Annotated in this window: 26 protein-coding genes; 16 read left to right on the top strand and 10 right to left on the bottom strand. The window is 50.2% G+C overall.

Annotated features, from left to right (window positions below; genetic code table 11):
• Positions 1 to 137 precede the first annotated feature (137 nt).
• The gene (locus tag ACJ2PR_RS21455; protein WP_446878477.1) at positions 138 to 2,522 is read right to left on the bottom strand and encodes a PP2C family protein-serine/threonine phosphatase; all 2,385 of its coding nucleotides are present in this window, start codon (positions 2,520 to 2,522) and stop codon (positions 138 to 140) included.
• 226 nt (positions 2,523 to 2,748) lie between these two features.
• Between ACJ2PR_RS21455 and pedR the strand changes: the two genes are divergently transcribed.
• The 9 genes from pedR to ACJ2PR_RS21410 all read left to right on the top strand — a co-directional run bounded on the left by pedR (position 2,749) and on the right by ACJ2PR_RS21410 (position 9,601).
• Positions 2,749 to 3,030, top strand: coding sequence for a photosynthetic electron transport-dependent transcriptional regulator PedR (gene pedR, locus ACJ2PR_RS21450; RefSeq protein WP_446878476.1), 282 nt, complete (start codon positions 2,749 to 2,751; stop codon positions 3,028 to 3,030).
• A gap of 24 nt (positions 3,031 to 3,054) precedes the next feature.
• Positions 3,055 to 3,345, top strand: coding sequence for a hypothetical protein (locus ACJ2PR_RS21445; RefSeq protein ID WP_446868723.1), 291 nt, complete (start codon positions 3,055 to 3,057; stop codon positions 3,343 to 3,345).
• 20 nt (positions 3,346 to 3,365) lie between these two features.
• Complete coding sequence (hisS, locus tag ACJ2PR_RS21440; RefSeq protein ID WP_446878475.1) at positions 3,366 to 4,652, top strand: histidine--tRNA ligase; 1,287 nt, start codon at positions 3,366 to 3,368, stop codon at positions 4,650 to 4,652.
• Between the two features lie 113 nt (positions 4,653 to 4,765).
• Positions 4,766 to 5,233, top strand: a complete 468-nt coding sequence (locus ACJ2PR_RS21435; protein ID WP_446860218.1) for a photosystem I reaction center protein subunit XI — start codon at positions 4,766 to 4,768, stop codon at positions 5,231 to 5,233.
• A 133-nt stretch (positions 5,234 to 5,366) separates the two neighbouring features.
• Positions 5,367 to 7,379 carry a hypothetical protein gene (locus tag ACJ2PR_RS21430; protein ID WP_446878474.1) on the top strand — a complete coding sequence of 671 codons (2,013 nt, stop codon included), beginning with the start codon at positions 5,367 to 5,369 and terminating at the stop codon, positions 7,377 to 7,379.
• A 51-nt stretch (positions 7,380 to 7,430) separates the two neighbouring features.
• Positions 7,431 to 7,973, top strand: coding sequence for a Uma2 family endonuclease (locus tag ACJ2PR_RS21425; protein WP_446868727.1), 543 nt, complete (start codon positions 7,431 to 7,433; stop codon positions 7,971 to 7,973).
• 14 nt (positions 7,974 to 7,987) lie between these two features.
• The gene (locus ACJ2PR_RS21420) at positions 7,988 to 8,209 is read left to right on the top strand and encodes a hypothetical protein (protein WP_446860215.1); all 222 of its coding nucleotides are present in this window, start codon (positions 7,988 to 7,990) and stop codon (positions 8,207 to 8,209) included.
• A 210-nt stretch (positions 8,210 to 8,419) separates the two neighbouring features.
• On the top strand, positions 8,420 to 9,271 hold the full coding sequence (locus ACJ2PR_RS21415) for a phytanoyl-CoA dioxygenase family protein (RefSeq protein ID WP_446878473.1): 852 nt from the start codon (positions 8,420 to 8,422) through the stop codon (positions 9,269 to 9,271).
• A 201-nt stretch (positions 9,272 to 9,472) separates the two neighbouring features.
• Positions 9,473 to 9,601 carry a photosystem I reaction center subunit VIII gene (locus ACJ2PR_RS21410; RefSeq protein ID WP_446860213.1) on the top strand — a complete coding sequence of 43 codons (129 nt, stop codon included), beginning with the start codon at positions 9,473 to 9,475 and terminating at the stop codon, positions 9,599 to 9,601.
• Between the two features lie 101 nt (positions 9,602 to 9,702).
• Here ACJ2PR_RS21410 and ACJ2PR_RS21405 read toward each other — a convergent pair whose 3' ends face one another.
• From ACJ2PR_RS21405 to ACJ2PR_RS21380, 6 genes are all read right to left on the bottom strand, one after another.
• Positions 9,703 to 9,822 (bottom strand): photosystem II reaction center protein J, encoded by a 120-nt coding sequence (locus ACJ2PR_RS21405; RefSeq protein WP_446878472.1) that lies wholly within the window; start codon positions 9,820 to 9,822, stop codon positions 9,703 to 9,705.
• 67 nt (positions 9,823 to 9,889) lie between these two features.
• A complete protein-coding gene (locus ACJ2PR_RS21400; protein WP_446860211.1) occupies positions 9,890 to 10,015 on the bottom strand; it encodes a photosystem II reaction center protein L in 126 nt (41 codons plus the stop codon).
• 9 nt (positions 10,016 to 10,024) lie between these two features.
• Positions 10,025 to 10,159 (bottom strand): cytochrome b559 subunit beta, encoded by a 135-nt coding sequence (psbF, locus tag ACJ2PR_RS21395; RefSeq protein WP_446860210.1) that lies wholly within the window; start codon positions 10,157 to 10,159, stop codon positions 10,025 to 10,027.
• Positions 10,160 to 10,185: 26 nt separating this feature from the next.
• A complete protein-coding gene (psbE, locus tag ACJ2PR_RS21390) occupies positions 10,186 to 10,440 on the bottom strand; it encodes a cytochrome b559 subunit alpha (protein WP_446860209.1) in 255 nt (84 codons plus the stop codon).
• 161 nt (positions 10,441 to 10,601) lie between these two features.
• Positions 10,602 to 11,615 (bottom strand): photosynthesis system II assembly factor Ycf48, encoded by a 1,014-nt coding sequence (locus ACJ2PR_RS21385; protein ID WP_446878471.1) that lies wholly within the window; start codon positions 11,613 to 11,615, stop codon positions 10,602 to 10,604.
• Between the two features lie 56 nt (positions 11,616 to 11,671).
• Entirely contained in the window at positions 11,672 to 12,034 is a 363-nt protein-coding gene (locus ACJ2PR_RS21380) for a rubredoxin (protein ID WP_446878470.1), read from the bottom strand.
• A 276-nt stretch (positions 12,035 to 12,310) separates the two neighbouring features.
• Between ACJ2PR_RS21380 and ndhC the strand changes: the two genes are divergently transcribed.
• The 6 genes from ndhC to ACJ2PR_RS21350 all read left to right on the top strand — a co-directional run bounded on the left by ndhC (position 12,311) and on the right by ACJ2PR_RS21350 (position 17,044).
• Positions 12,311 to 12,673 (top strand): photosynthetic/respiratory NAD(P)H-quinone oxidoreductase subunit C, encoded by a 363-nt coding sequence (gene ndhC / locus ACJ2PR_RS21375; protein ID WP_446860206.1) that lies wholly within the window; start codon positions 12,311 to 12,313, stop codon positions 12,671 to 12,673.
• Positions 12,664 to 13,389 carry an NADH dehydrogenase subunit K gene (locus ACJ2PR_RS21370; RefSeq protein ID WP_446878469.1) on the top strand — a complete coding sequence of 242 codons (726 nt, stop codon included), beginning with the start codon at positions 12,664 to 12,666 and terminating at the stop codon, positions 13,387 to 13,389. The genes ndhC and ACJ2PR_RS21370 overlap by 10 nt, the downstream gene beginning before the upstream one ends.
• Positions 13,382 to 13,903 (top strand): NAD(P)H-quinone oxidoreductase subunit J, encoded by a 522-nt coding sequence (locus tag ACJ2PR_RS21365; RefSeq protein ID WP_446860204.1) that lies wholly within the window; start codon positions 13,382 to 13,384, stop codon positions 13,901 to 13,903. The genes ACJ2PR_RS21370 and ACJ2PR_RS21365 overlap by 8 nt, the downstream gene beginning before the upstream one ends.
• A gap of 234 nt (positions 13,904 to 14,137) precedes the next feature.
• Entirely contained in the window at positions 14,138 to 15,595 is a 1,458-nt protein-coding gene (gene atpD, locus ACJ2PR_RS21360) for a F0F1 ATP synthase subunit beta (protein WP_446860203.1), read from the top strand.
• Positions 15,596 to 15,676: 81 nt separating this feature from the next.
• Positions 15,677 to 16,087 (top strand): ATP synthase F1 subunit epsilon, encoded by a 411-nt coding sequence (gene atpC / locus ACJ2PR_RS21355; RefSeq protein WP_446860202.1) that lies wholly within the window; start codon positions 15,677 to 15,679, stop codon positions 16,085 to 16,087.
• 621 nt (positions 16,088 to 16,708) lie between these two features.
• A complete protein-coding gene (locus tag ACJ2PR_RS21350) occupies positions 16,709 to 17,044 on the top strand; it encodes a hypothetical protein (RefSeq protein WP_446878468.1) in 336 nt (111 codons plus the stop codon).
• Between the two features lie 64 nt (positions 17,045 to 17,108).
• On the opposite strand, the gene ACJ2PR_RS21345 is transcribed toward ACJ2PR_RS21350, so the two are convergent.
• Positions 17,109 to 17,843: a Uma2 family endonuclease gene (locus ACJ2PR_RS21345; protein WP_446878467.1), complete on the bottom strand. Its 735-nt coding sequence runs from the start codon at positions 17,841 to 17,843 to the stop codon at positions 17,109 to 17,111.
• Between the two features lie 140 nt (positions 17,844 to 17,983).
• Positions 17,984 to 19,378, bottom strand: coding sequence for a type IV pilus twitching motility protein PilT (locus tag ACJ2PR_RS21340; protein WP_446878466.1), 1,395 nt, complete (start codon positions 19,376 to 19,378; stop codon positions 17,984 to 17,986).
• Positions 19,379 to 19,857: 479 nt separating this feature from the next.
• On the opposite strand from ACJ2PR_RS21340, the gene ACJ2PR_RS21335 reads away from it, so the two are divergent.
• A complete protein-coding gene (locus ACJ2PR_RS21335) occupies positions 19,858 to 20,058 on the top strand; it encodes a hypothetical protein (RefSeq protein WP_446860198.1) in 201 nt (66 codons plus the stop codon).
• Here the strand turns inward: ACJ2PR_RS21335 and ctpC are convergent.
• Positions 20,055 to 21,353 carry a carboxyl-terminal processing protease CtpC gene (gene ctpC, locus ACJ2PR_RS21330; protein WP_446878465.1) on the bottom strand — a complete coding sequence of 433 codons (1,299 nt, stop codon included), beginning with the start codon at positions 21,351 to 21,353 and terminating at the stop codon, positions 20,055 to 20,057. The two genes, ACJ2PR_RS21335 and ctpC, sit on opposite strands and share 4 nt — an antisense overlap.
• Positions 21,354 to 21,531: the final 178 nt, after the last annotated feature.

The following is a 21,531-nucleotide window of genomic DNA, read 5'->3' as shown; positions in this document are numbered from 1 at the left end:
AGAATCCTCACAAAGACCAGGAGATGCAGAGGGAGGTGGGCAATCACACCTGTTTCTTAGTTTATCGACTTGGCTGACGTTTGGGCTTAAATCTTTTGGGCTTAAATCTTTTGGGACATCGGGACGTTAGCAGTCCATCAAGGCGAAGCGCACTGTCCAAGCTGGTCTGGTTTGATGCTGAAGTTTTGGGCGACGTAAGGCGCGATCGTCGCTTCTTCTAGCCAGCCTGCTTCTCCGGGTTTGACCAGCCTGGGAAGGGGAGTGCTTGAGGAAGTTGCCGCGCTGCCTGCTACCGAACAAACCTTTAAGCGCAGCCACGATCGCTGGTCGGTCATTGTTTGTTTGCCCACCACTTGCAAAATACTGCCAACGGGGACTCGCCCCACCATAGAAGCAGCATCCGCTGGCCCAGGCAAGTTCAACAGATTGACTGAGCCGAGATCAACGCTTTTGACCGTCAGATCCTTTTGTTTTTGGTCGAGCCTGACAAACGAGCCAACCGCCAACAAAGGATTTGCCGAATCTATCGATGCCCCAACAGTAGGAGACGGGCTGTTCGTGGGGACTGCACTAGGAATTGGCTCCGGAGAGGGCGTTGTGAGGGGTGGAGACGGTTCTACGGCGATCGGGTTAACGCGGGCCCGCAGTTCTGGCACCAGTAGATAAAGCAGCAGTCCACCCACGCCCAACAGGGCCGTTAGCGTCAAGAACGGTGGGAGCCAGCTAAAGGGCGATCGCGGTGGCTGAATAATTTGAGTTCTAACCGGGGTTTCATCAGGGGGATCGTCAGCAGCCTGGGGCAAGGCGGTCGCTCCACTGCTCTCTCTCGCAGACTGCTGCCAGTTGATCGAAGATGGAGTCGGGGTGGATTCGCTTCTATTGACTCGGCAGTAGACTAACCCGATCGTCACGTTGTCGTGTCCGTTGCGGGTGTTAGCAATTTCGACCAAGCGCTGGCTAACAATTCCAAGGTCAGCGTTGCCATCCAAAATAGGAGCAATTTCGCTGTCCCAAACTTCCTCAATGCGATCGTGATCACTCAATCCATCTGAACAAAGTAAAAATACGCAATCCTCATCCAAAACAAATCGCTGGACGGTGGGATGCAAAAAATCAGAACTCCCCATTCCCAATGCCTGAACGAGCGATCCAGACGCGGGCTGCTGTAGGGCATCTCGGTAAAGGGCATACCCCAAACGCACTTCTCTAGAAGCAACATCGTCATCCAAAGTGACCTGATAGCAGCCTGTGCGAGTGATACGATAGGCGCGACTGTCTCCAACGTGGGTGATATAGAGTTCGTGTTTGTGCGCTAGAGCCATGACGACGGTCGTTCCCATGCGCTGGCGTTCGTGTCGCTGTTCGGCGTCGTTGCGCTGGCTGATTGCGTCATTGGCGGCAAAGGTGGCTCGTTCTAGCCCATCGACTAGCGTGGCTGCGTCAAGATTGCTGGCAAAGAGGCTTTCGGCTTGAGTTTGAAGGGTGGCGATCGCTAACCCAGACGCAACTTCTCCACCTTCATGTCCCCCGATTCCATCACAGACGATTACCAGTGGGTTTGCTTGATTTTCAGACAGGTTTACCGTCAAGACCGACCCACCCGGTGGATAGCAGGCATCTTCGTTGCTTTGGCGACTCGGCCCCTGATCGGTCGCGGTGGCAATCTGAATCTGTCGCTCGACCTGTCCATATTTTGCAATGCCCTGATCCAGCAGATCCAATAATTGATCAGCGTGGGTAATTTGCCCCTGGATCAGTTGGTCACAGAGCGGCGTGAGAAACTCAGACTGGATCACTTGTCTGCTTGGGGTGAAATACGCGATCGACAATCGATCACTCGCATCAGGCTGCTGATTCCAGGTTGACCAGAGTTGACCCAGGGCAGACAAATCGGGAGGCTGCTTGTCAAATTTCAGCTCCAATAGTTTTAGACAGGCTCCGTCAACCCTTGATAAAGTTGGATCTAGCAGGGTGGAAGCTACTTTTTCTGAGCTGAAGGGCTGCCAGAGAGAAGCGATCTGCCAGAGCCAGTCCAGTTGACGAAGCGGCGTACTTCTTGACCAGAGGCTTTCTAGGGTTGGCATGAGTTGCCCTGCTAAGTCAGAATTCTCAAGGGTGGCTCCTGCGGGATAGATGGGAGCAGTTTCTAACAAATAGATGGGTGAGGTCACGCTCTTCGAGTTACCCGCAGGGGGTCGCTCCTTGTCTCGAATCCAGCCGTAGACCTGCGGCACATGCAGACGATAGGGAAAAAGTCTCAGATAGCTTTCCCAGCGAGGGGGCAGTTCGGGGGGCGTTTCGGGTGGGGCACCGGGTTTGGTGTCGAGCAGAATTTGGTCAGACTTAAACAGATAACGATCTCCTAGCAAATCTCCAGACCGATCGCTCTCCAAGTGACCCACCGCCCACAAATATCGTTTGAGCAACAGCGTTCGACACTTGTGGCAAAACTTGTGGCTTTCTGGGTTGAGAGCCTGACAAAAATAATTGGGGCATTGAAGAATGGGACGATCGTTATCCATTGAGGGTTAGGGGGTGTGCTGCCAGCCAGGACACGAGAAGATTGAAGGGAAGAGGCGATCGAAGTTGGCGATCGTCTGAATTCAATAGTCTATGTTCAATCGACTCACATTTCACCTAAAAAGGCTGCGATTCTTCTTCATGTTAGTCCTAAGGCTTTTACGGTTGACCAGAATCCCTCTAAAATTGAGTCACAATAAGTAGATATACACAGCGTAGGAAAACGATATGGCTGAGGGCGAATCTCAAGCGCAAGCCCAGGCTCCTCTGTCGGAGCGGGAGTTGCAGGTCATTGAGCTAGTAGCCATTGGCCTGACCAATCAGGACATTGCCGCAAAGCTAGAAATCAGTAAACGAACGGTTGACAACCATATCAGTAATATTTTGACCAAAACGGAGACTGATAATCGGGTTGCGCTCGTCCGTTGGGCATTGCAGTGGGGCAAGGTTTGTATTGATGAGGTCAATTGCTGTACCCTGCCGCCGTATAACCCGAATGGGAAGGGATGAGGGATGAGGGATGAGGGATGAGGGATGAAGCGTTTGGATGGGGAGTGTAGGGGTTTGCGGTATTTGGTGAGGTGTGCGGGGCTGCCTTTGGCGGTGTATCGGGAGGTTGCGGCGCACTTGTCGCAGGTGGAGGGTGTCAAGGCGGGGCTGACCGCTCAATCGTCGTCTCAGTTTGACTATCAGCAAAGTCAGGTCGAGAGTCTGTGGGTTGAGGTTTCAGAAGCCAGTGTTAAGGGTCTATCGCAGGTGGATCGGATTTTGGCTTACTATGGCGATCGCTATGGTGCCTGGGAAAAAGAAGTTCAGGCAGACTAACGTTTAAGTGTTTAGGTTCAATGAGTTCAATTCAAGCAATTCGCGGGACGCGGGATATTTTGCCCAATGAGGTGGGTCAGTGGCAGCGCATTGAGGCGATCGCTCGTGACCTGTTGAGTCGGGCGGCTTATCAAGAAATTAGAACCCCGATTTTTGAGCAGACGGCCTTATTTGAGCGCGGCATCGGGGAAGCGACGGATGTCGTCGGCAAGGAGATGTACAGCTTTAAGGATCGGGGCGATCGACCCTTAACGCTCCGGCCAGAAGGAACGGCTGGTGTGGTGCGATCGTTTATCGAACATGGTCTACAGGCTCAAGGTGGCGTGCAGCGTCTCTGGTATCTGGGGCCGATGTTTCGATATGAGCGGCCACAAGCGGGAAGACAGCGACAGTTTCACCAATTGGGGGTGGAGGTGTTGGGGAGCGCTGACTTTCGAGCGGATGCGGAAGCGATCGCGCTGGCAACCGACATTCTGCAAAGTTTGGGATTGAAGGATCTGCGGATTGAGTTGAATTCGATTGGGGATGGAGACGATCGCCAACAATATCGAGAGGCGCTGATCAATTATCTGACTCCCTATAAGGCTGAACTGGATGCGGATTCTCAAGATCGTCTGACGCGCAATCCGTTAAGAATTCTCGACAGTAAGGATGCTGGAACTCAGAGAATTCTCGACAATGCCCCCAGTATTTTGAATTATTTGGGTGCGGAGTCTCAGCAACGATTCGATCGCCTTCAGCAGCTTCTCAAGGATTTGGGAATTTCTTGTCGGGTCAACGATCGCTTGGTGCGGGGCTTGGACTACTACACCCACACGGTTTTTGAGATCCAGTCCGATGACCTGGGATCGCAGGCGACGGTTTGCGCAGGGGGACGCTACGACGGACTGGTCGCAGAGTTGGGCGGCCCTAACACGCCAGGAATCGGTTGGGCAATGGGTTTAGAGCGTCTGGTGATCCTCTTGCAGCGACTTGAAACGGCGCAGTCTTCTAAGGTTGACTTCTACATCGTTTCTAAAGGAGAACAGGCGGAATCTCAAGCCTTAGTTGTGGCGCAAAACCTGCGACGATCGGGCTTCATCACCGAATTGGATCTGAGCGGCAGTGCCTTTGGTAAACAGTTCAAACGGGCCGATCGCAGTGGGGCCGCTGCCTGCTTGATTCTCGGAGATGCCGAAGCAGAAAGCAAAACGGTGCAGTTGAAATGGCTGAAAACAGGGGAACAGACGGCGATCGCCCAATCAGACCTCTCCCAAATGACAGAGAAGCTGAGAAGCCAAATCTCCCACCTGAGAGATGACAGATAAGTGAACTTTTCTAAAGCCAGGTAGCGGTTTTCACGAATCCGTCCCCCTGCTTGCTTAAAATGAGTCTCGAATTCTGCTGTCGTTATTCAGAATCATTCGGAAATCTAAACATTATGGCTGACGAATTGATTAAACCCTACAACGGCGACCCCTTCGTAGGAAACCTCTCAACTCCGATCAACGACTCTGCGTTTACTCGCAACTTTATCGGCAACCTGCCTGCTTACCGTAAGGGCGTTTCTCCCTTGCTGCGCGGTCTAGAAGTTGGTCTGGCTCACGGCTACTTCTTGATTGGCCCCTGGGTCAAACTTGGGCCGCTGCGGGACTCGGATGTGGCGGCTCTGGGGGGCTTGATTTCTGGGGCGGCTTTGATTGCGATCGCCACCATTTGCCTCTCTGCTTATGGTCTGGTGTCCTTTCAAGACGAAACGCCCTCTGATGATCCGCTCAAAACTTCTGAAGGCTGGGGACAGTTTACAGGAGGTTTCTTTGTCGGTGCGATGAGTAGCGCGTTTGTGGCTTATTTCTTGCTCAACAACTTCGCGATCGTCGATGGTATTTTCCGAGGCGGATTTAACTAAATTCTCTCGAACTGTTTATCGACGTGAGGGCCTGATTGCTGATAACATTCGGGCCCTTTTTAAGGTTTGCCCAGAGACTCAGGTAAAATGCTCAAAGCAAACAGGTTAACCTTCAAGCCGCAAAACCTGACTTATGCCTGAGACGGATTATTGGGAATTTCTATTGCAAAAAGAGGGCGATCGTTCCTGGTTGCCGCTTGATTCGTCTGATGTAGAAATTCTAGAAGGGCGATATCGGATTGTGGCGCGATCGCATCGTAAAAATTCTAATGTCGAGGTGAGAATTACCCATCAGGCAACTGACGAAATTCCGCCCAAACGTCGAACTCAAAAGCGATCGCACCGCACCAATCAAGATGGGCTGGTGGTCGTGATCCCCTTTACTTCGCTCAAGCCTGGAATCTGGGAACTCAACTGTTCTGGCGATCTCATGTCTGATCTGATGGGCAACGGGTGGCAAGCCTCGATTCAGCTTCATGTGGTGCCCAGAGCAGCCGAGGAGGATGCTGATGATTGGGAGCCTGACTGGGAAAGTCTATCTGAAGAGGCGGCTGTTGAAACGGCTGAAACGGACTCGCCTGAAGAATCTCCACCTGAACCACCGCCCGTCAGCAATTCATCCGTCGATCGCCTGCTGCAAATTGCCGAACAACTGTCACAGACGGCCGAATCTGCCCAGTTGGTGGCTCAAGCCTTGCCCCCGCTACAAATCACGCTGGCTCAAGAAACCTTTGTCGCGCATCGCGGACAGACACTCACTTTGACGGGTCAGATTGCGTCTGTAGAGACTTCTTTTGGGTTAATGCTCTCTTCCGCAGAGTTAAAGGCCGCACTGCGCGATCCCCAAAGTTCAGATGTGTTGCTAGAGACTTGCGAACTCATTCTCAACCAGCCGCTTCCCATGCCGTTAGCGTTTGAGTTGGCATTGCCAGTTGACTTTAGAGCACGCTTGCTGCTGGGCGAACTTACTCTCTATGACCTGAGTCAACCGTCTCAAGCGCCGTCTGTGTTGGTTACTCAGTCTTTTACGCTGATGGCGGATGCGAGCGATCTGCTGGAGTCGGTTTCTGAGGGAATGGCCCCCGATGAGGAGTCGCTAGAACAAGCCCTAGAAGCGTCTGCCAATCCCAGTCAGCCCGCCCCCCAAACTTCTCAGCTAAACCTGTCTTTTTTGGATCTGGTTGACCCGTCCAAAGCGCTGCCGTCTGACTTTAGACCGATCGCCGCTCAACCGCTACCCCCTCAGATTTATTCACCTGCGTCTCAAGAGGGCAAAAAAAGTTTAGATCTCCCGTCTTTTTCGCCTCCGATTACTGAGCCAGAAGCTAGTCCTGAAGCTATCTCTGACAATCCATTTGAGGCAGATCTTAACCAGCTTGAATTGGCGATCGACTCAGAGGAGCCTTCCCTGCCTGACCAGCCTGCCTTGCCTCCAGCGCCTGACTTAGCAGATGTTTCTTTAAGCTCGCCCATTCAGTCGGCTTTCCAGGCTTTAAATTTGCAGGATCGGTTTTTTAGTCGGCTCAATTCTTTAGCCAGCGATGCCGACCTGTCAGAGGAGTTGAAGGCGGCCGCTAATCCGTTTGTGGTGTCTGAGGAGAGCGCTTTGACTGAAACTGAGTCGGTCGCAGAATCAGCAGAAATTTTTGAATCGGCAGAAGAACCGCCCGTCGATCCTGATTTGTCTCACGAAGTAGTGGTAGATGACGAACCCGGAGAATCTGTCTTTTCCCTCAGACAAAAGGCCAAACCTGTTGCTAATCCGCTACTTTTAGCCGACGACGAACCTGTGCCCACGCCAACTTTGGAAGTCACCGCTGAGGAATTGATTGCAGGACAACCGATTTTGGTCAGAGCCAAATTGCCCAATCTGTTGCCTAAGTTTTATGTGAAATTTTGGATTAACGATCGCCAAACTCGCGCTTTGTTAGATGGCCCTCGCTGGCTGGTCGATTTCAATCCCAATGGCTTAGGCGATCTCGAAGCCAGCACTCAGTTGACGGTGCCCTTTGGTAGTTTAGAAATCCAACTCGAAGCGATCGCTGTCGAAGTCTCAACCCAGCGAGAAAGTCATAAAGTTGTGGTCGATCGCTCTGTCATGCCGCCCAATTTACCCGATCTCTCCCTGGATGATTTTGAGGTGTGACCGGACGATACAGACGCTACGCTAAATTTAATCAAATCTGTTGGAGGCCTTATGTCACTGACTATTAAGGATTTGGAGAAGCTGCAAACTGACTACCCCGACTACCGTATGGAATTAGTCGATGGAGAGATTATCATTATGAGTCCATCGGGCTACGAATCAGAAGAGGTGGCAACCCGCATGTCGGCAAAGTTATTTAACTGGGTGGACGATCGCCGTTTAGGTCGGGTGACAGGTTCTAGTGCGGGCTTTATTTTGCCAAATTCCGATACTCGCGCTCCTGACGTTTCTTTTGTTTTTGCAGAACGGTTGCGCCGCAGTCCCCGCAGTTTTGCTGAACTTGCTCCTGATTTAATGGTCGAGGTTAAGTCACCGACAGATAGTGTGGGAAAGTTGCGACAGAAAATTGATGACTTTCTGAGCTTGGGGACACGAGTGGGGATTTTGATTAATCCAGAAAAGCGTTGGGTTGAGATTCGTCGCTCTGGAGAAGAACCCGTGACGCTGAAAGATGGCGATCGCCTCACAATTTCCGACCTTCTCCCCGGCTGGGAAGTGGAAGTTACGGATCTGTGGTCACCAGAGTTTGACTAAAGAGTTTGACTAACATGACTCCAGGGATCGCACTTCTAGCGCTAATTATCAGTTTGGGAACGGTGGTGATCTTGTCTCCGATTGTTGCTGAGTCCCGTTACGCCAGCCAAAAACTTCAACATCCCGATCAGGTGGCTCAGGGAACGATCGCAGGTGCCTATCGATATGTCTGTTGGGTGACTGGGACGGCAATGATTGCGGCGGCGATCGTTCTACTCTTTCGTCTGGAGTGGTGAAGCTAGACACACGTTCACTTTTTTCATCTTGTGCTTTGGGTTAGCGATCAGAATGACTGGTTATGCGGCTAAATCTTGAGTGGGGACAGTAGCCTAAAAGTTATTTGTGAGTATTCGGAGTCCAAGCAATTGCAGTTTTGTAGTATCGTGTAGTATGATCGGCAGAGTTTACAGGTTCTTGCGCGATCGTCTATGGAGTCATCAGCCCAAATGTTGACAAACGAACAAATTGAACAGTTCACTACCAACGGATATGTTCGGGTCGAGCAAGCATTTCCTCGTGAGCTTGCAGATCGATGCCGCAAGATTTTTTGGGCTGACACTGGGTGCGACCCCGATGACTGCTCAACCTGGGAGAAGCCTGTAATTCGGACTCCGGATCACAGTGAACCACCGTTTGTACAAGCAGCGAACACGCGGAAATTGCGTACTGCCTTCGATCAGCTTGTGGGTAAGGGGCGATGGCAACCAAGGTTTAGTTCAGGATATTGCATTGTGCGCTTTCCAATCAATGAAGACCCCGGCGACACAGGTTGGCACATTGACTCAAGCTTCCCAGGCGAAGACTCAGACCCGAATGATTATTTAACATGGCGCATCAATATCCATTCCCGCGATCGTGCCTTGTTGATGTTGTTCTTGTTTTCGGATGTGGGTGAGCAAGACGCACCGACTCGGATTCGTTCAGGTTCGCATCTGGAGGTGGCACGAATCCTTGCACCTGCTAGGGAAGAAGGGTTAACGGATTTTGATGTGAGTGCCACGGCAAACTGCCCTGAAGTGATTGCGACTGGAGCAGCGGGGACGGTTTACCTCTGCCATCCATTTTTGGTTCATGCCGCCCAGATCAATTGTGGCTCTCAACCTCGATTCATGACGCAGCCACCGCTTTACCCGGTTGGAGCCTTTGAGGGTGCAGACAAGGAAACGTCTCCAATTAAACATATAGACAAAGAAACGTCTTCCATACCAATTGAAGAGGCTGTTTGCAGAGCTTTGAGAAAGTCAGACGTGGGTGGCATAACAACCCGACTGGAGCGGACTGTTGGAAGATCTTGGTGATGTTACAAAGGTTACTTGCATCCGCTCAGTCGGAACGTTCTACAGCGGAAGAATCCAGCGATCGGATCACTAAACTTCTCTGGGAAGCCATTTCAACGTCCCCACTCCACTGTTAAGAATTTTAAGAATCGTCACTGTGTGTCACCCTTCACAGGTAAATTCACAAATAGAATCATCTAGCAACCAATAGGAAACATTCTTATGACAGGTTCATACGCAGCCTCATATCTGCCCTGGATTCTCATCCCGATCGTGACCTGGCTCTTGCCCGTTGTTGTCATGGGCTTGCTGTTCTTGTACATTGAGCGCGAAGATCCCACAGGCATCTAACCTGATTAAAACGTTACTTTAAAAGCCGTCTTATCTGATTAGATAGACGGCTTTCTTGATTTGGAGTCTTTAGTTGAGTGATTACACTAGAAGACACAAGCTCACATTGAAGAGCCTAACCCTGCGTAAGCTCCATAGAAAAACAATCCAAGTAGCCCGATAACCCCTGTTCCTGCCACAGTTGCGACAATCCACAGAGGGATTCTTCCACCACCGCTCACAGTCTTACCTCCCAACAATACAAGTGTTTGTAGCCGAATTTAGACAGAAGAAACTGCCCAAAGATTTCTAGTTGAAAAAGTAACTAGAGAAAAGAATGCCCAGCGTGAAAATCATCAACAAGCCCAAAAAGAGCGAAGTTCTATTAAGTTCGACGGGCTGTTTGTTGGGGTTTGGTGCGCCTTTGATAGCCACTGGTTTCTCCTATCGTTGAATAAACTGCATGGAAGCGATCGCGCCCAAGAAGAAAACACTTGGAACGGCTAATGTGTGAACTGCCAACCATCTAACCGTAAAAATCGGATAAGAAACGGGTTGATTTGGAGTGTTGCTAGTCATATTTTTCTGAATTGTTATTGAGATGCTTACTGTTCACCTTTCACAAATTTGTCAACTTGCTGCTTCGCTTCAAAGCGATTGTTGACGATCGGAGCTTCTTGCCGCGCCGCCGGAAAATACTCGTTGGGGCGAGGCGTCCCAAACACGTCATAAGCGAGACCCGTACTCACAAACAGCCAGCCTGCAATAAACAAAGCAGGAATGGTGATGCTGTGAATCACCCAGTAACGAATACTTGTCACAATGTCGCCAAAGGGGCGCTCTCCAGTAGTACCAGCCATTTAGATTCCTCCGCAGACAACAATCAAAAGCTTGTTACTCTCATCATACGGGACTATGAAAGTCCTCACAAGTCAGTCCTCTCACCAATTTACCGTTCTTGATCCCGCGCTCAATTTCAAAGCTAAAAACGACCTCAAAAACGACAAATTCTTTAGCCATTTCAGGCAGTTTTTGCGGCTCCTTGATACCTCAACAAAGTCCCCCGCTGACCAATAATGAATCCCTTATCCTCGCTGAGGAAGGTAATTTTATAAAAGTTGGCAGGAATGTTCTCAACGTCGGTGTCTTTTTGCCAGGTCTTGCCATTGTCAAAGCTACATAAAAGGTTGCCACTGCCGCCTACTACCCAAAGCTCGTCTTGAGTGCGATAGGCCAGATCCAACAGCCCCCAACTGGTGGCAAACTCAGGATTTTGCGCTTCTTGCCAGTCTTCTGGATTTTCGGGAGAATTGCTGAACTGAACTTGACCCCCCCGCGCCAACATCCACAGGCGACCATCTTTGGTAAAGCCCATGCTCTGAAGACGGCGAGAACTGTTGCGGTTGTAGGGATGCCAGATATCGTCTCCGGGCTTCCACACTGAGAAAAAGTTACCTCTCGAAGAGACCGCTACATAGGAACCGTCCGCGTAGCGATCGATGGATTTCGCCACCCCAAAGGCTTCGTTGACCATTGCTTTCCAGTTTTTGCCGCCGTCCGTAGTGCGATAGATGGCTCCCAGATCGGTGGTCATTTCTGCGGTTTTGGGGGCGAGGGCAACGATCGTGCTAGGTGAACCTGGCAACTGCTCACTTAAAGGAATCTGCGCCCAGGATTTCCCGCCGTCCGTGGTGTGAAGCAAAATGGAGGGCTGTCCAGTAATCCAGCCTTCTTTACCAGAAAAGTTAACAGAGCTAAAGCGATAGAGCTGCTCGCCCAGGTCTAAAACTCTCTGTCTCCAGGACTTGCCGCCATCTAGCGTCTCCAACAGCGCCGATTTTGTGCCAACCAGCCAGCCATGATTGAGATCATCGGTAAAGCTGATGTCCAACAGGTTTTCCTCGACGGGCAGCGCAATCTGCTCCCACGGGTTACTGCTGAGGACGGGCAAAAAGACAGACTTACAGCCAGTTGTCAGCAAAACTACGGCTAACAATATGACAAATTGTTTCCAGGCTCTCACAATCCAGTGCATCGCTTTCAATCTCTGATACAAATTTCTTTTTACGTTCGACGGAGGTTTCGCTTCTACTATTGCAGCCCGTAAAGGCTCAGAAAGAAGATGAACCCCACAATCAGCCCTCCAAAAATCAGGAGGTTTTTTTGTCCCGGCGTGAGCGTGTTGACCCCTAATCCATACTTCAAATTTTCTTTGAACCCAGAGGCGCTACCCACGGGGCCGATGTTTTGAAAGCGTGAAGTGGGTGCGCCACAAACTGGACAGCGCCAATCTTTGGGCAAATCCTCAAAATAGGTTCCGGCCGCGATTTTGCGGCGATCGTCCCCTTTCACGGGTTCATACACATATCCGCAAGCGGCGCACTCATGACGATCGAGGGATCTGGGTTCCTCGGCGATCGCGCCTGGACTGACAATTTCTTCTTCGGTACTCATGGCTGAGGGAGGGGTAGAGGACTAGACTGCCAATCTTAAAATCTCCGTTAATTATTATGACATTATGACCAGGCCCTTAAGAAATACATTTTTTACCCTCAGGGATCTCCTTTAGATATAGAAATCTCTCTATGAAGGAGTTCAGAATATTTCCGGGCAAATTTCTCGAATCGTCAAGCTTTTCGGGCGGCGAGGTCAACCGTGTCACTCTATAATGTGAAGCAGAAGTAACACAAATGTTCTGACTTACTTTTTCGTAAGAGGCGGCTAATCACTGTGTTTGTCCTGAGCGGCTACGAATATCTCCTGGGTTTCCTACTAGTTTGCTCACTAGTGCCCATTTTGGCTTTAACGGCTTCTAAGCTGGTTCGCCCCAGTCGTCGCGGCCCTGAGCGTCGCACTACCTATGAATCAGGGATGGAACCGATCGGAGGAGCCTGGATTCAGTTCAACATTCGCTACTATATGTTTGCCCTGGTCTTCGTGATCTTCGATGTAGAAACGGTGTTTCTTTACCCCTGGGCAGTGGCATTCAGTCGGCTGGGACTGTTGGCGTTTATTGAAGCCTTGATTTTTATCGGTATTTTGATTGTCGGTCTGGTCTACGCTTGGCGCAAAGGAGCGTTGGAATGGTCATGAATTCTGAACTTACAACCACTGGGGCATTGATCAACCCGATCGAGCGTCCCAAAATCACTCAAGAGCTTTCTGAGAATGTAATCTTAACCAGCGTGGATGACCTCTACAACTGGGCAAGACTGTCGAGCCTCTGGCCTTTGTTATTTGGAACTGCCTGCTGCTTTATTGAGTTTGCCGCTTTGATTGGGTCACGATTTGACTTCGATCGCTTCGGTCTGGTGCCCCGCTCTGCGCCTCGTCAGGCTGATTTGATCATCACGGCTGGCACGATCACCATGAAAATGGCTCCTGCTCTCGTTCGACTCTACGAACAGATGCCCGAACCGAAATACGTGATTGCGATGGGTGCCTGTACGATTACGGGCGGCATGTTTAGCGTTGATTCTCCGACCGCGGTGCGTGGGGTTGACAAATTAATCCCTGTGGATGTCTATCTACCGGGTTGCCCGCCTCGCCCCGAAGCGATTATTGATGCCATTATCAAGCTTCGCAAAAAAATCTCCAACGAGTCGATGCAAGAACGCGGCAATCTGCGGCAGGTTCATCGCTACTACAGCACCACTCACAACATGGAGATTGTGGAACCCGTTCACGACGGCAAATATCTAGCAGAAGCTACCCGTCAGGCACCCCCTCCAGATCTGATGGAAGCAATGGGCCTGCCTGTGGCTCCTGCTCTCAAAGCAACCGAGAAAGAGGGGGTCGATCGTGGCTGAAGAAGAAACCAAAACGACTGAAGCTGCTCCTATTGTTGAAGCAGGCAAAACGTCTAAATGGCTAACCTCAAACGGCTTTGAGCATGAATCAATGGGTTTGGATGCCAGCGGTGTTGAGGTCATCAAAGTCGATGCGGAATTGTTGATTCCGTTTGCGACGGCTTTGTATGCCTACGGGTTTAACTATATGCAGTGTCAGGGCGCGTATGATGCCGGCCCTGGCCAGGAGTTGGTTAGCTTCTATCATCTAGCGAAATTGAGCGATAACGCCGATCGCCCCGATGAAGTCCGCCTCAAGGTCTTTTTGCCTCGTAACAACCCCAAAGTCCCCTCAGTTTACTGGATCTGGAAAGCGGCTGACTGGCAAGAGCGCGAGTCCTACGATATGTTTGGCATCATCTACGAAGGTCACCCCAGTCTCAAGCGCATTCTGATGCCTGAAGATTGGCAGGGCTTCCCGCTGCGTAAGGACTACGTTTCTCAAGACTTCTACGAATTGCAGGACGCGCATTAGTCAAACCCGCCTTGGTCAAACTGCACTCGTCAAACCTGTAGAACTCCTCATAAAAGCTCCTCTGTGTCACGCTAAGGGGAGCTTTTGATTTGAGGTGACTGGTTTGCAAGTCGCGCGATGCTTCCCAAAAACCGCTTAATCATCTGTAACCCCTCAGTGATAAGCTGAAAAATGGCGGTAACGCGCAAATTATTAAACTGTTTGAATAGCTGAACCACGGAGTAGGGCGTAAGCATGGTCACCACCGCAGAAAAAACGAACATCGGTTACATCACACAAATTATTGGGCCCGTTCTAGACGCAAAGTTCTCCAACGGCAAGATGCCTCGGATCTACAACGCGCTCACCATCAAAGGCACTAATGAAGCTGGGCAAGAAGTTTCCGTTACCTGTGAAGTTCAACAACTTCTCGGTGACAACCAGGTTCGCGCCGTTGCCATGAGTTCTACAGACGGTTTAGTTCGCGGCATGGAAGTCGTAGATACTGGAGCGCCAATCAGTGTACCTGTTGGGCCATCAACCCTGGGACGCATTTTTAACGTCTTGGGTGAGCCTGTTGATAATCAGGGGCCCGTAGGCAACACAGAAACTCTGCCGATTCACCGCGCTGCTCCTAAACTGACCGAGCTAGAAACTAAGCCCTCCGTGTTTGAGACGGGCATTAAGGTGATTGACCTGCTGACTCCCTATCGCCGGGGCGGCAAAATTGGTCTGTTTGGTGGGGCAGGTGTGGGCAAGACCGTGATCATGATGGAATTGATCAACAACATTGCAACTAACCACGGCGGCGTATCGGTATTTGCTGGCGTGGGTGAGCGCACCCGTGAAGGCAATGACCTTTACAACGAAATGATGGAATCTGGCGTGATCAAAAAGGATAACCTTAACGACTCCAAGATCGCGCTTGTGTATGGTCAGATGAATGAGCCGCCCGGAGCCAGAATGCGGGTTGGTTTGTCAGGACTGACAATGGCCGAATACTTCCGCGATGTCAACAAGCAAGACGTTTTGCTGTTTGTAGACAACATTTTCCGATTTGTGCAAGCAGGCTCTGAAGTGTCTGCTCTCTTGGGACGGATGCCTTCTGCGGTAGGATATCAGCCGACTCTAGGAACCGATGTAGGCGATCTGCAAGAGCGGATCACCTCGACGACGGAAGGATCAATTACCTCGATTCAAGCCGTCTACGTGCCTGCGGATGACTTGACTGACCCCGCGCCTGCCACCACCTTTGCTCACCTGGATGGTACCACCGTTCTCTCTCGTGGTTTGGCCTCAAAAGGAATTTATCCAGCAGTTGATCCGTTGGATTCGACTTCGACCATGCTGCAACCTGCGATCGTCGGCGATGACCACTACGACACCGCTCGTGCTGTGCAATCTACCCTTCAGCGCTACAAAGAGCTTCAGGATATTATCGCCATTCTGGGTCTGGATGAGTTGTCGGAAGACGATCGCATCACCGTGGCTCGTGCCCGCAAGATTGAGCGCTTTTTGTCTCAGCCTTTCTTTGTGGCAGAAGTCTTCACCGGATCGCCTGGTAAGTATGTGAGCTTAGAGAAAACGATCGCAGGCTTCAAAAAAATCCTTGCAGGTGAACTGGATGCCCTCCCAGAGCAAGCATTCTATCTGGTTGGGGACATCGACGAAGCGATCGCCAAAGCCGAAAAAATGAAGGCAGAAGGCAAGTAAGATTTCTTTCGAGGATTGAGCCAGATGGTTCGATCCTTGAAATGCTTGAGTCACGCTGCTTTTAATCTTTTGGAGAAAATTATGGCTTTAACAGTTCGTGTTGTCGCTCCAGACAAAACGGTTTGGGATTCGGTGGCTGACGAAGTGATCCTTCCCAGCACCACTGGACAACTGGGGATTCTCAGCGGTCACGCACCTTTGTTGACGGCTTTGGATACGGGTGTGATGCGCGTTCGGGCTGACAAAAAATGGGTGCCGATCGCCCTTTTGGGAGGCTTTGCCGAAGTGGAAGCCAACGAGGTGACTATTCTCGTCAACGGTGCCGAACGAGGAGACACCATCAACCTCGAAGAAGCTCGGACTGCCTACACCGAAGCGGAGTCTCGCTTCAACCAGATGCAGTCTAGTACATCAAGGCAAGAACAGATTCAGGCAACTCAAGCGCTAAAACGTGCCCGTGCCCGACTTCAAGCCGCAGGTGGTTCGATTTAGAAACTTTAATCATTCAATTGACCCAACAGGGAGGGAGTCAAACCCTCCTTCTTGTTTTGTCCTTCAGCTTTCCCGTGACAATTCATCGTTAAATCGCAGTATGACTACACTTGTACTATCTGCTACAATTACTTCAACTGCAATTTAACTTCTCTTTGCAACTGACGAAAAGAGAGACCATGCGCAAAATTTGAAAACCTTCAAGCGCGGCTGAACTCGTTTCAATTAACTTGATACAGGCAGCAATTCTCATTATGAGAATAATTCTCACGGGAACTCGCTATTTTGAAGAATTTAGGTGTCTGAAACCCGCATTGTCTCGTTAGCAATCTGTAGCTGGAAACCCAATTTTTAGTACAGGTGTTTCAAAATGAGAATTGCTGTGATACAGGTAGAACGCTTGAACTGAATCTAGCCTGCTGATAAGATAAGCTGTATTGCTATGGCGGGATTGGTATGGCAGGTGAAATTACATGTCGCATTTCTGAAATTAGTCAAGCAGTAAAAAATTTTGACTGCCCTCTTTCTGAGCTTGAGACTGAGCTTGAGATCTTCAAACGAAAGTATCTTTTCTAGGCAGATCTGGACGAAGAACTCGCAGACTACATTGCCGAGCATCTAATGCTCTACAAACCTGCACTGGAAAAAATTTACGTGTGCCTAACCAGTCGCATTTTACAGGAGACTCTTGCCGCTTACTGGCAGAATACTGAATCCGCTGTTCTCAGTACTCTTGAATACGCAACGGGACTTCATGCTAGAGACGACGATTTCAAGGACGTGTGGCATTCTACTAATTCTTTAGGTGATGCGCTGCGAATAAAATGGATTCCCATTCAGCCTCGCTATAGGCTGCCAAACTTCAACCAATATTGTCGGCAATATAAGCCGATTTGGAAGCAACATCTTGTAGAAACTTCTAGATCTGGTTCTAGAAACGATGAGTTTTATGATTAAGTAGCAAAGTGCCTCCCTAGCTGCTCACTGGTTAGGTGCAAAATTGTCTTTTCAGAGCATTTGCTTAGAGATGTTGTCTGACTTGCTCAACGGACAAATTTAGTGCAGCAGAAATTTGCTCCACGGTCAGCCCCATTTCCCTCAAACGAGGAATCGCTTCATATCGCGATCGTTCTGCTTTTTGTCGCGCCTGTTCTGTCTCAGCGTGAGTTAAGAGCTTTGTCTCTGTGTGAGGAACGTAATAGCGCAATTCACCGTTTGTTAATCTCAGATCGAGCGCAAGTGTCTGGCTGTAGATCGAAACGCTGCCATCGGCCAAAGTCGTGACTGGAATTGGCTCATAGCGATTTCCAATCAAGCGCGAACCTTTGAGCGGCGGCTTTAGATAATCGCCCGTCGGGTCATACTGAAAGTACTCCAATACACCCATGCGCTGATACTTCTGTGGCTTATCCTGTTCGTCGTTGCCGCGAGTCGTCTTAGAAGTCACTTCCAGAACAAATGAAGGGAGCTTGTTTCCTTCTTCCCAAGCTTTATAAGTGCGTCGCTTCTTCTTCTCAACGCCAAAAATCACAAAGACATCCGGCGACACCACGGCATCCGGGACACCTCGTTCGTAATAAACAAACAAATTGCCTGAGACATAGACATCCGATCGTTCCTGAAAATAAATACTCAACGCTTCAACGCTGTAGACCAAATAATCGCGGGTTGGATCGCTCTCAGTCATCGGATTGCCGTCAGATTCTGGGTAGATCGTATCTGGATCGTAGTTGAGTTGGCTTAGAAAAGAGGTCATAGCAGTGCCTTTTCATGGGTTTGCCTTATGGAAGATTGTACTGGATTGTACTAGCGGATCAAAAAAGTCCCCAGACGACGATCTACGGGATCGATCGCACCTGAGGACGCTAAGAAATTTGAATGAAACCCTCTAAGCTTCTACACTCGACCGCGCAGCATTTGGGCCATTTCATTTGGTTTTGGTGACATTTCGAGGGCGACTTCTTCAGTGATTCGTCCCGCTTCATAAAGTTTGTAGAGCGACTGATTCATCGTACACATTCCATCAAACGTACATTTGGGAATGATGGCTTCGATCTCGTCAATGTCACCCTTGCGAATGTAGTCTTTAATCGCGTCTGTGTTAATCAAAATGTCATGGAATGCAGCCCGTTTGCCGTCAGTCGTCCGACACAGCCCCTGGGCGATGACTCCCACTAGAGATTCTGCGAGCGAAACCCGCATCGGCTCTTGCTCACTGGGGTTGTAAAGGCTGAGAATCCGCTCGATCGTTTTTACTGCGCTATTTGTGTGTAGCGTCCCCATGACCAAGTGTCCAGTTTGAGCCGCTTTGAGCGCCGTGTTGACCGTTTCCTTGTCGCGCATTTCACCTACAAGAATCAGATCAGGGTCTTCCCGCAAAGCCGCTTTTAGAGCACTATCAAACTTTAAGGTGTGCATTCCCACTTCTCGGTGCTTGATCAGCGCTTTCTGGCTCTTGTGAATAAATTCGATCGGGTCTTCGATCGTAATAATGTGCTTGGGCATCTCTTTGTTGATATAGTCAATCATCGCTGCCAGCGTCGTTGACTTCCCAGAACCAGTCGGCCCCGTGACGAGGACTAACCCCTTGTGATAGTGGCAAATGTCTTTAAAGACAGGCGGCAGATTTAACTGCTCTAACGTCAAAATCTTGAGCGGAATCAGCCGCAAAACCATCGCTGGCCCATGCAGTGAGTCAAAAATATTAATCCGAACGCGCGCAAATTCATACTGGGTTGCTCCGTCAAAGTCCAGAGTTTCCTGAAATTGGGCGATCTCTGCTTCTGTAAGAATTTCTCTTAACCAGCTAAAAAAGGTTTCGCGATCGGTCTCTGGCCACTCCGTTGATTCGATTTCTCCTCGGTTGCGATAGCGCGGCACTTCTCCCACACCCAGATGCACGTCTGAAAACCCTTTATCAAAAGCTGTCCGAATGAGTTGATCGAGTCTAGGAGAGCCATTTGGCAGTCTCTGAGCAGTTCCTGGAACGGACGGAGGGGCAGCGGGACGGTGACCTGTGACAGGCGGGGGAGGGGGCGGAGCCGAAACCTGCGACCCAGGTGGCCCTGCGGGTGACGACACAATAGACGACACAATATTGGTTGAATTAGAAGTCGTGGGTGAGGGCGGCATGGCCAGAGTTTGCAGGGTTGCATCTGGTTTTTCGGCGGTGGCTTCACTAATCTCGATCGTCGTGTTAGTCGAAGAAACCCGCATGGGTGGAGGAGGAGCCGGGGGAACACGAGGCACTGGAGGAGGCGTGATAGACGGACGCTGTATTTCTGGTGTCATATTCCTGCGTGGTGATGAGAAGGCCCTTAAAGGTGCTGCGGGGTCTGGTCAAAGCGAACTAACGGTAGGTCATCTAGTTTTCTACTGGGGGTGAGCGCGCAACTAGAACAATTCTTTAGCTTATGAATGAGTCAGTGTTTTACAAAGTTTTTACGCTTTTTAAGTCATTGAAATGACAGACCCCTAACTGTTACTAAGACTGCCCAAAAGCTCAGATGCTATATCAAGCGTGTCTGGGGTTGGTAGAAAGCAATGCTGCTCACACGCTACCTTCTCATCACAAGAAAACCTTTCAACCGGGTTTTGCCAACCCGAATGGTTTAAGTCGCAAATTAAAGTTTTTTGAGCACACCCTGCCGCATCTATTAAATAAGATAAAGGATGTTTGCATGGTGTTAATTGTCCAAACGTGCAGGTGGCACACTTTAAACTAGAGATAACTGATTGTTTAGTCCTTAATTGAGCGATCAAGAAACAGCATGAGCAATATAGAAGCCTGGTATGTGATCAAGCAAACAGATGGACATTGTGAAGTTGTGCCAGCCAGCGAAGTGGTGGTTGGGAATGAATCTTCGGCTCAGGTCACTCAGACAGAGCAGTGGGGCCCCTTTGAGTCACCGGGAGCGGCGATCGCTCGTCGGGTCGGTCTAATTCGGGCGGGTAAATGCAAGCCTGATTAATTTGGTTTTGACTCTGCCTGGACTGCTTGGGGTTTGGCGGCCGCCTGTTGGTTGAGAACTTGCAGCGCTTTGGCAAATTGTGGATCAGCCGCGGTGCCAATCTTGTCGCGATCGCGCACCAATGCCTGACGCTGTTCGTCGGTGAGTTCGATGACGACATCGGGATCAATGCCGTGTTTGTTGATATCGCGTCCGTTAGGAGTCAGGTATTTAGCGATCGTAACGGCCATTCCTGACCCATCTCCTAAGCCTCTGACGGATTGGACTAGTCCTTTTCCAAAGGTTTTGGTGCCGACGATCGTCGCTCGCTTGTTGTCTTGGAGCGCCCCTGAGAGGATTTCGCTTGCGCTGGCAGATCCACCATCCACTAAAACAACCAGAGGTTTGTCGGTAAGCGCCCGACGGTTGGCGGTTTCGCGATCGCTTTCACCCTGACGGTCAACCGTGGAGACGATGTCCCCGTCTTGAAGCCACATTCGAGCGATATCGACGCTGGCATAGAGCAGACCGCCAGGATTGGAGCGCAGATCCAGAATGTAGCCAGAAACCTGCTGCTTTTCTAGGTTTTGAATGGCCTCCCGCATTTCGGGCGCAGCGTTGGCACTAAACTGGACGAGGCGAATGTAGCCAATGTTTCCCCCTGTAGGAGATTTTTGTACGCTAAAGCGGACGGGATGAATCTCAATTTTGGCGCGTTTGAGTTGAAATTCGAGTTCGCGATCGCCCCTTAAAACGCTCAATTTTACCTGTGTCCCGATGGGCCCTCGAATCAGGGTTACAGCTTTGTTGACATCCATACCCTCGGTACTTTTGCCGTCAATCCTGGTGATAATATCTTTGGCCAAAACGCCCGCAGAGGAGGCCGGACTGCCTTCGACAGGGGAAATGACCGTCAGTTTTTTCGTTTTTTCATCTGCTGCTAATTGAATCCCAACCCCGGTCAGTTCACCAGAGGTATCAATCTGCATATTTTTGAACTCGGCAGGGTCCATGAAGCGCGTGTAGGGATCGCCGAGCTTCTTCAGCATTTCGCGGATTGCCTTATACGCCTCTTCTTTGCTGGCGTAGTTGCGATTGAGATACTGCATCCGCAGGGCTTTCCAATCAACCTGGTTAAACGTGCCATCGACATAGCTGCGATCGATTACGTTCCAGACTTCATCGACAATTTCTTTAGGACTTTCACGAAAAAGCGCCTGGCTTTTGGAGAGTTGCAGCCCTGCTCCTGTAACGATTACTGCCGTGACTGCTGCGGCTGTTGCACTAAGGACAATTGCTTTTTTCGTAATCGTCATACCGCTAGAACCGTGAGGAGTGACTAAAAGATTATGCTCAATTTAACATAGGCGACGATGAGCGATCGCTGGAGCGCAATGAGTTTTGAGGGATCAGCGTTAAATTTGCAATCTTCCTCAAAACCCACCGCCTACCTTTTAGGGGTCGATCCACTTCTCGTCGGACTTGATTAGATTA

Source organism: Phormidesmis sp. 146-33 (assembly GCF_052939515.1).
This window is presented reverse-complemented; position numbering and strand designations above follow the sequence as displayed.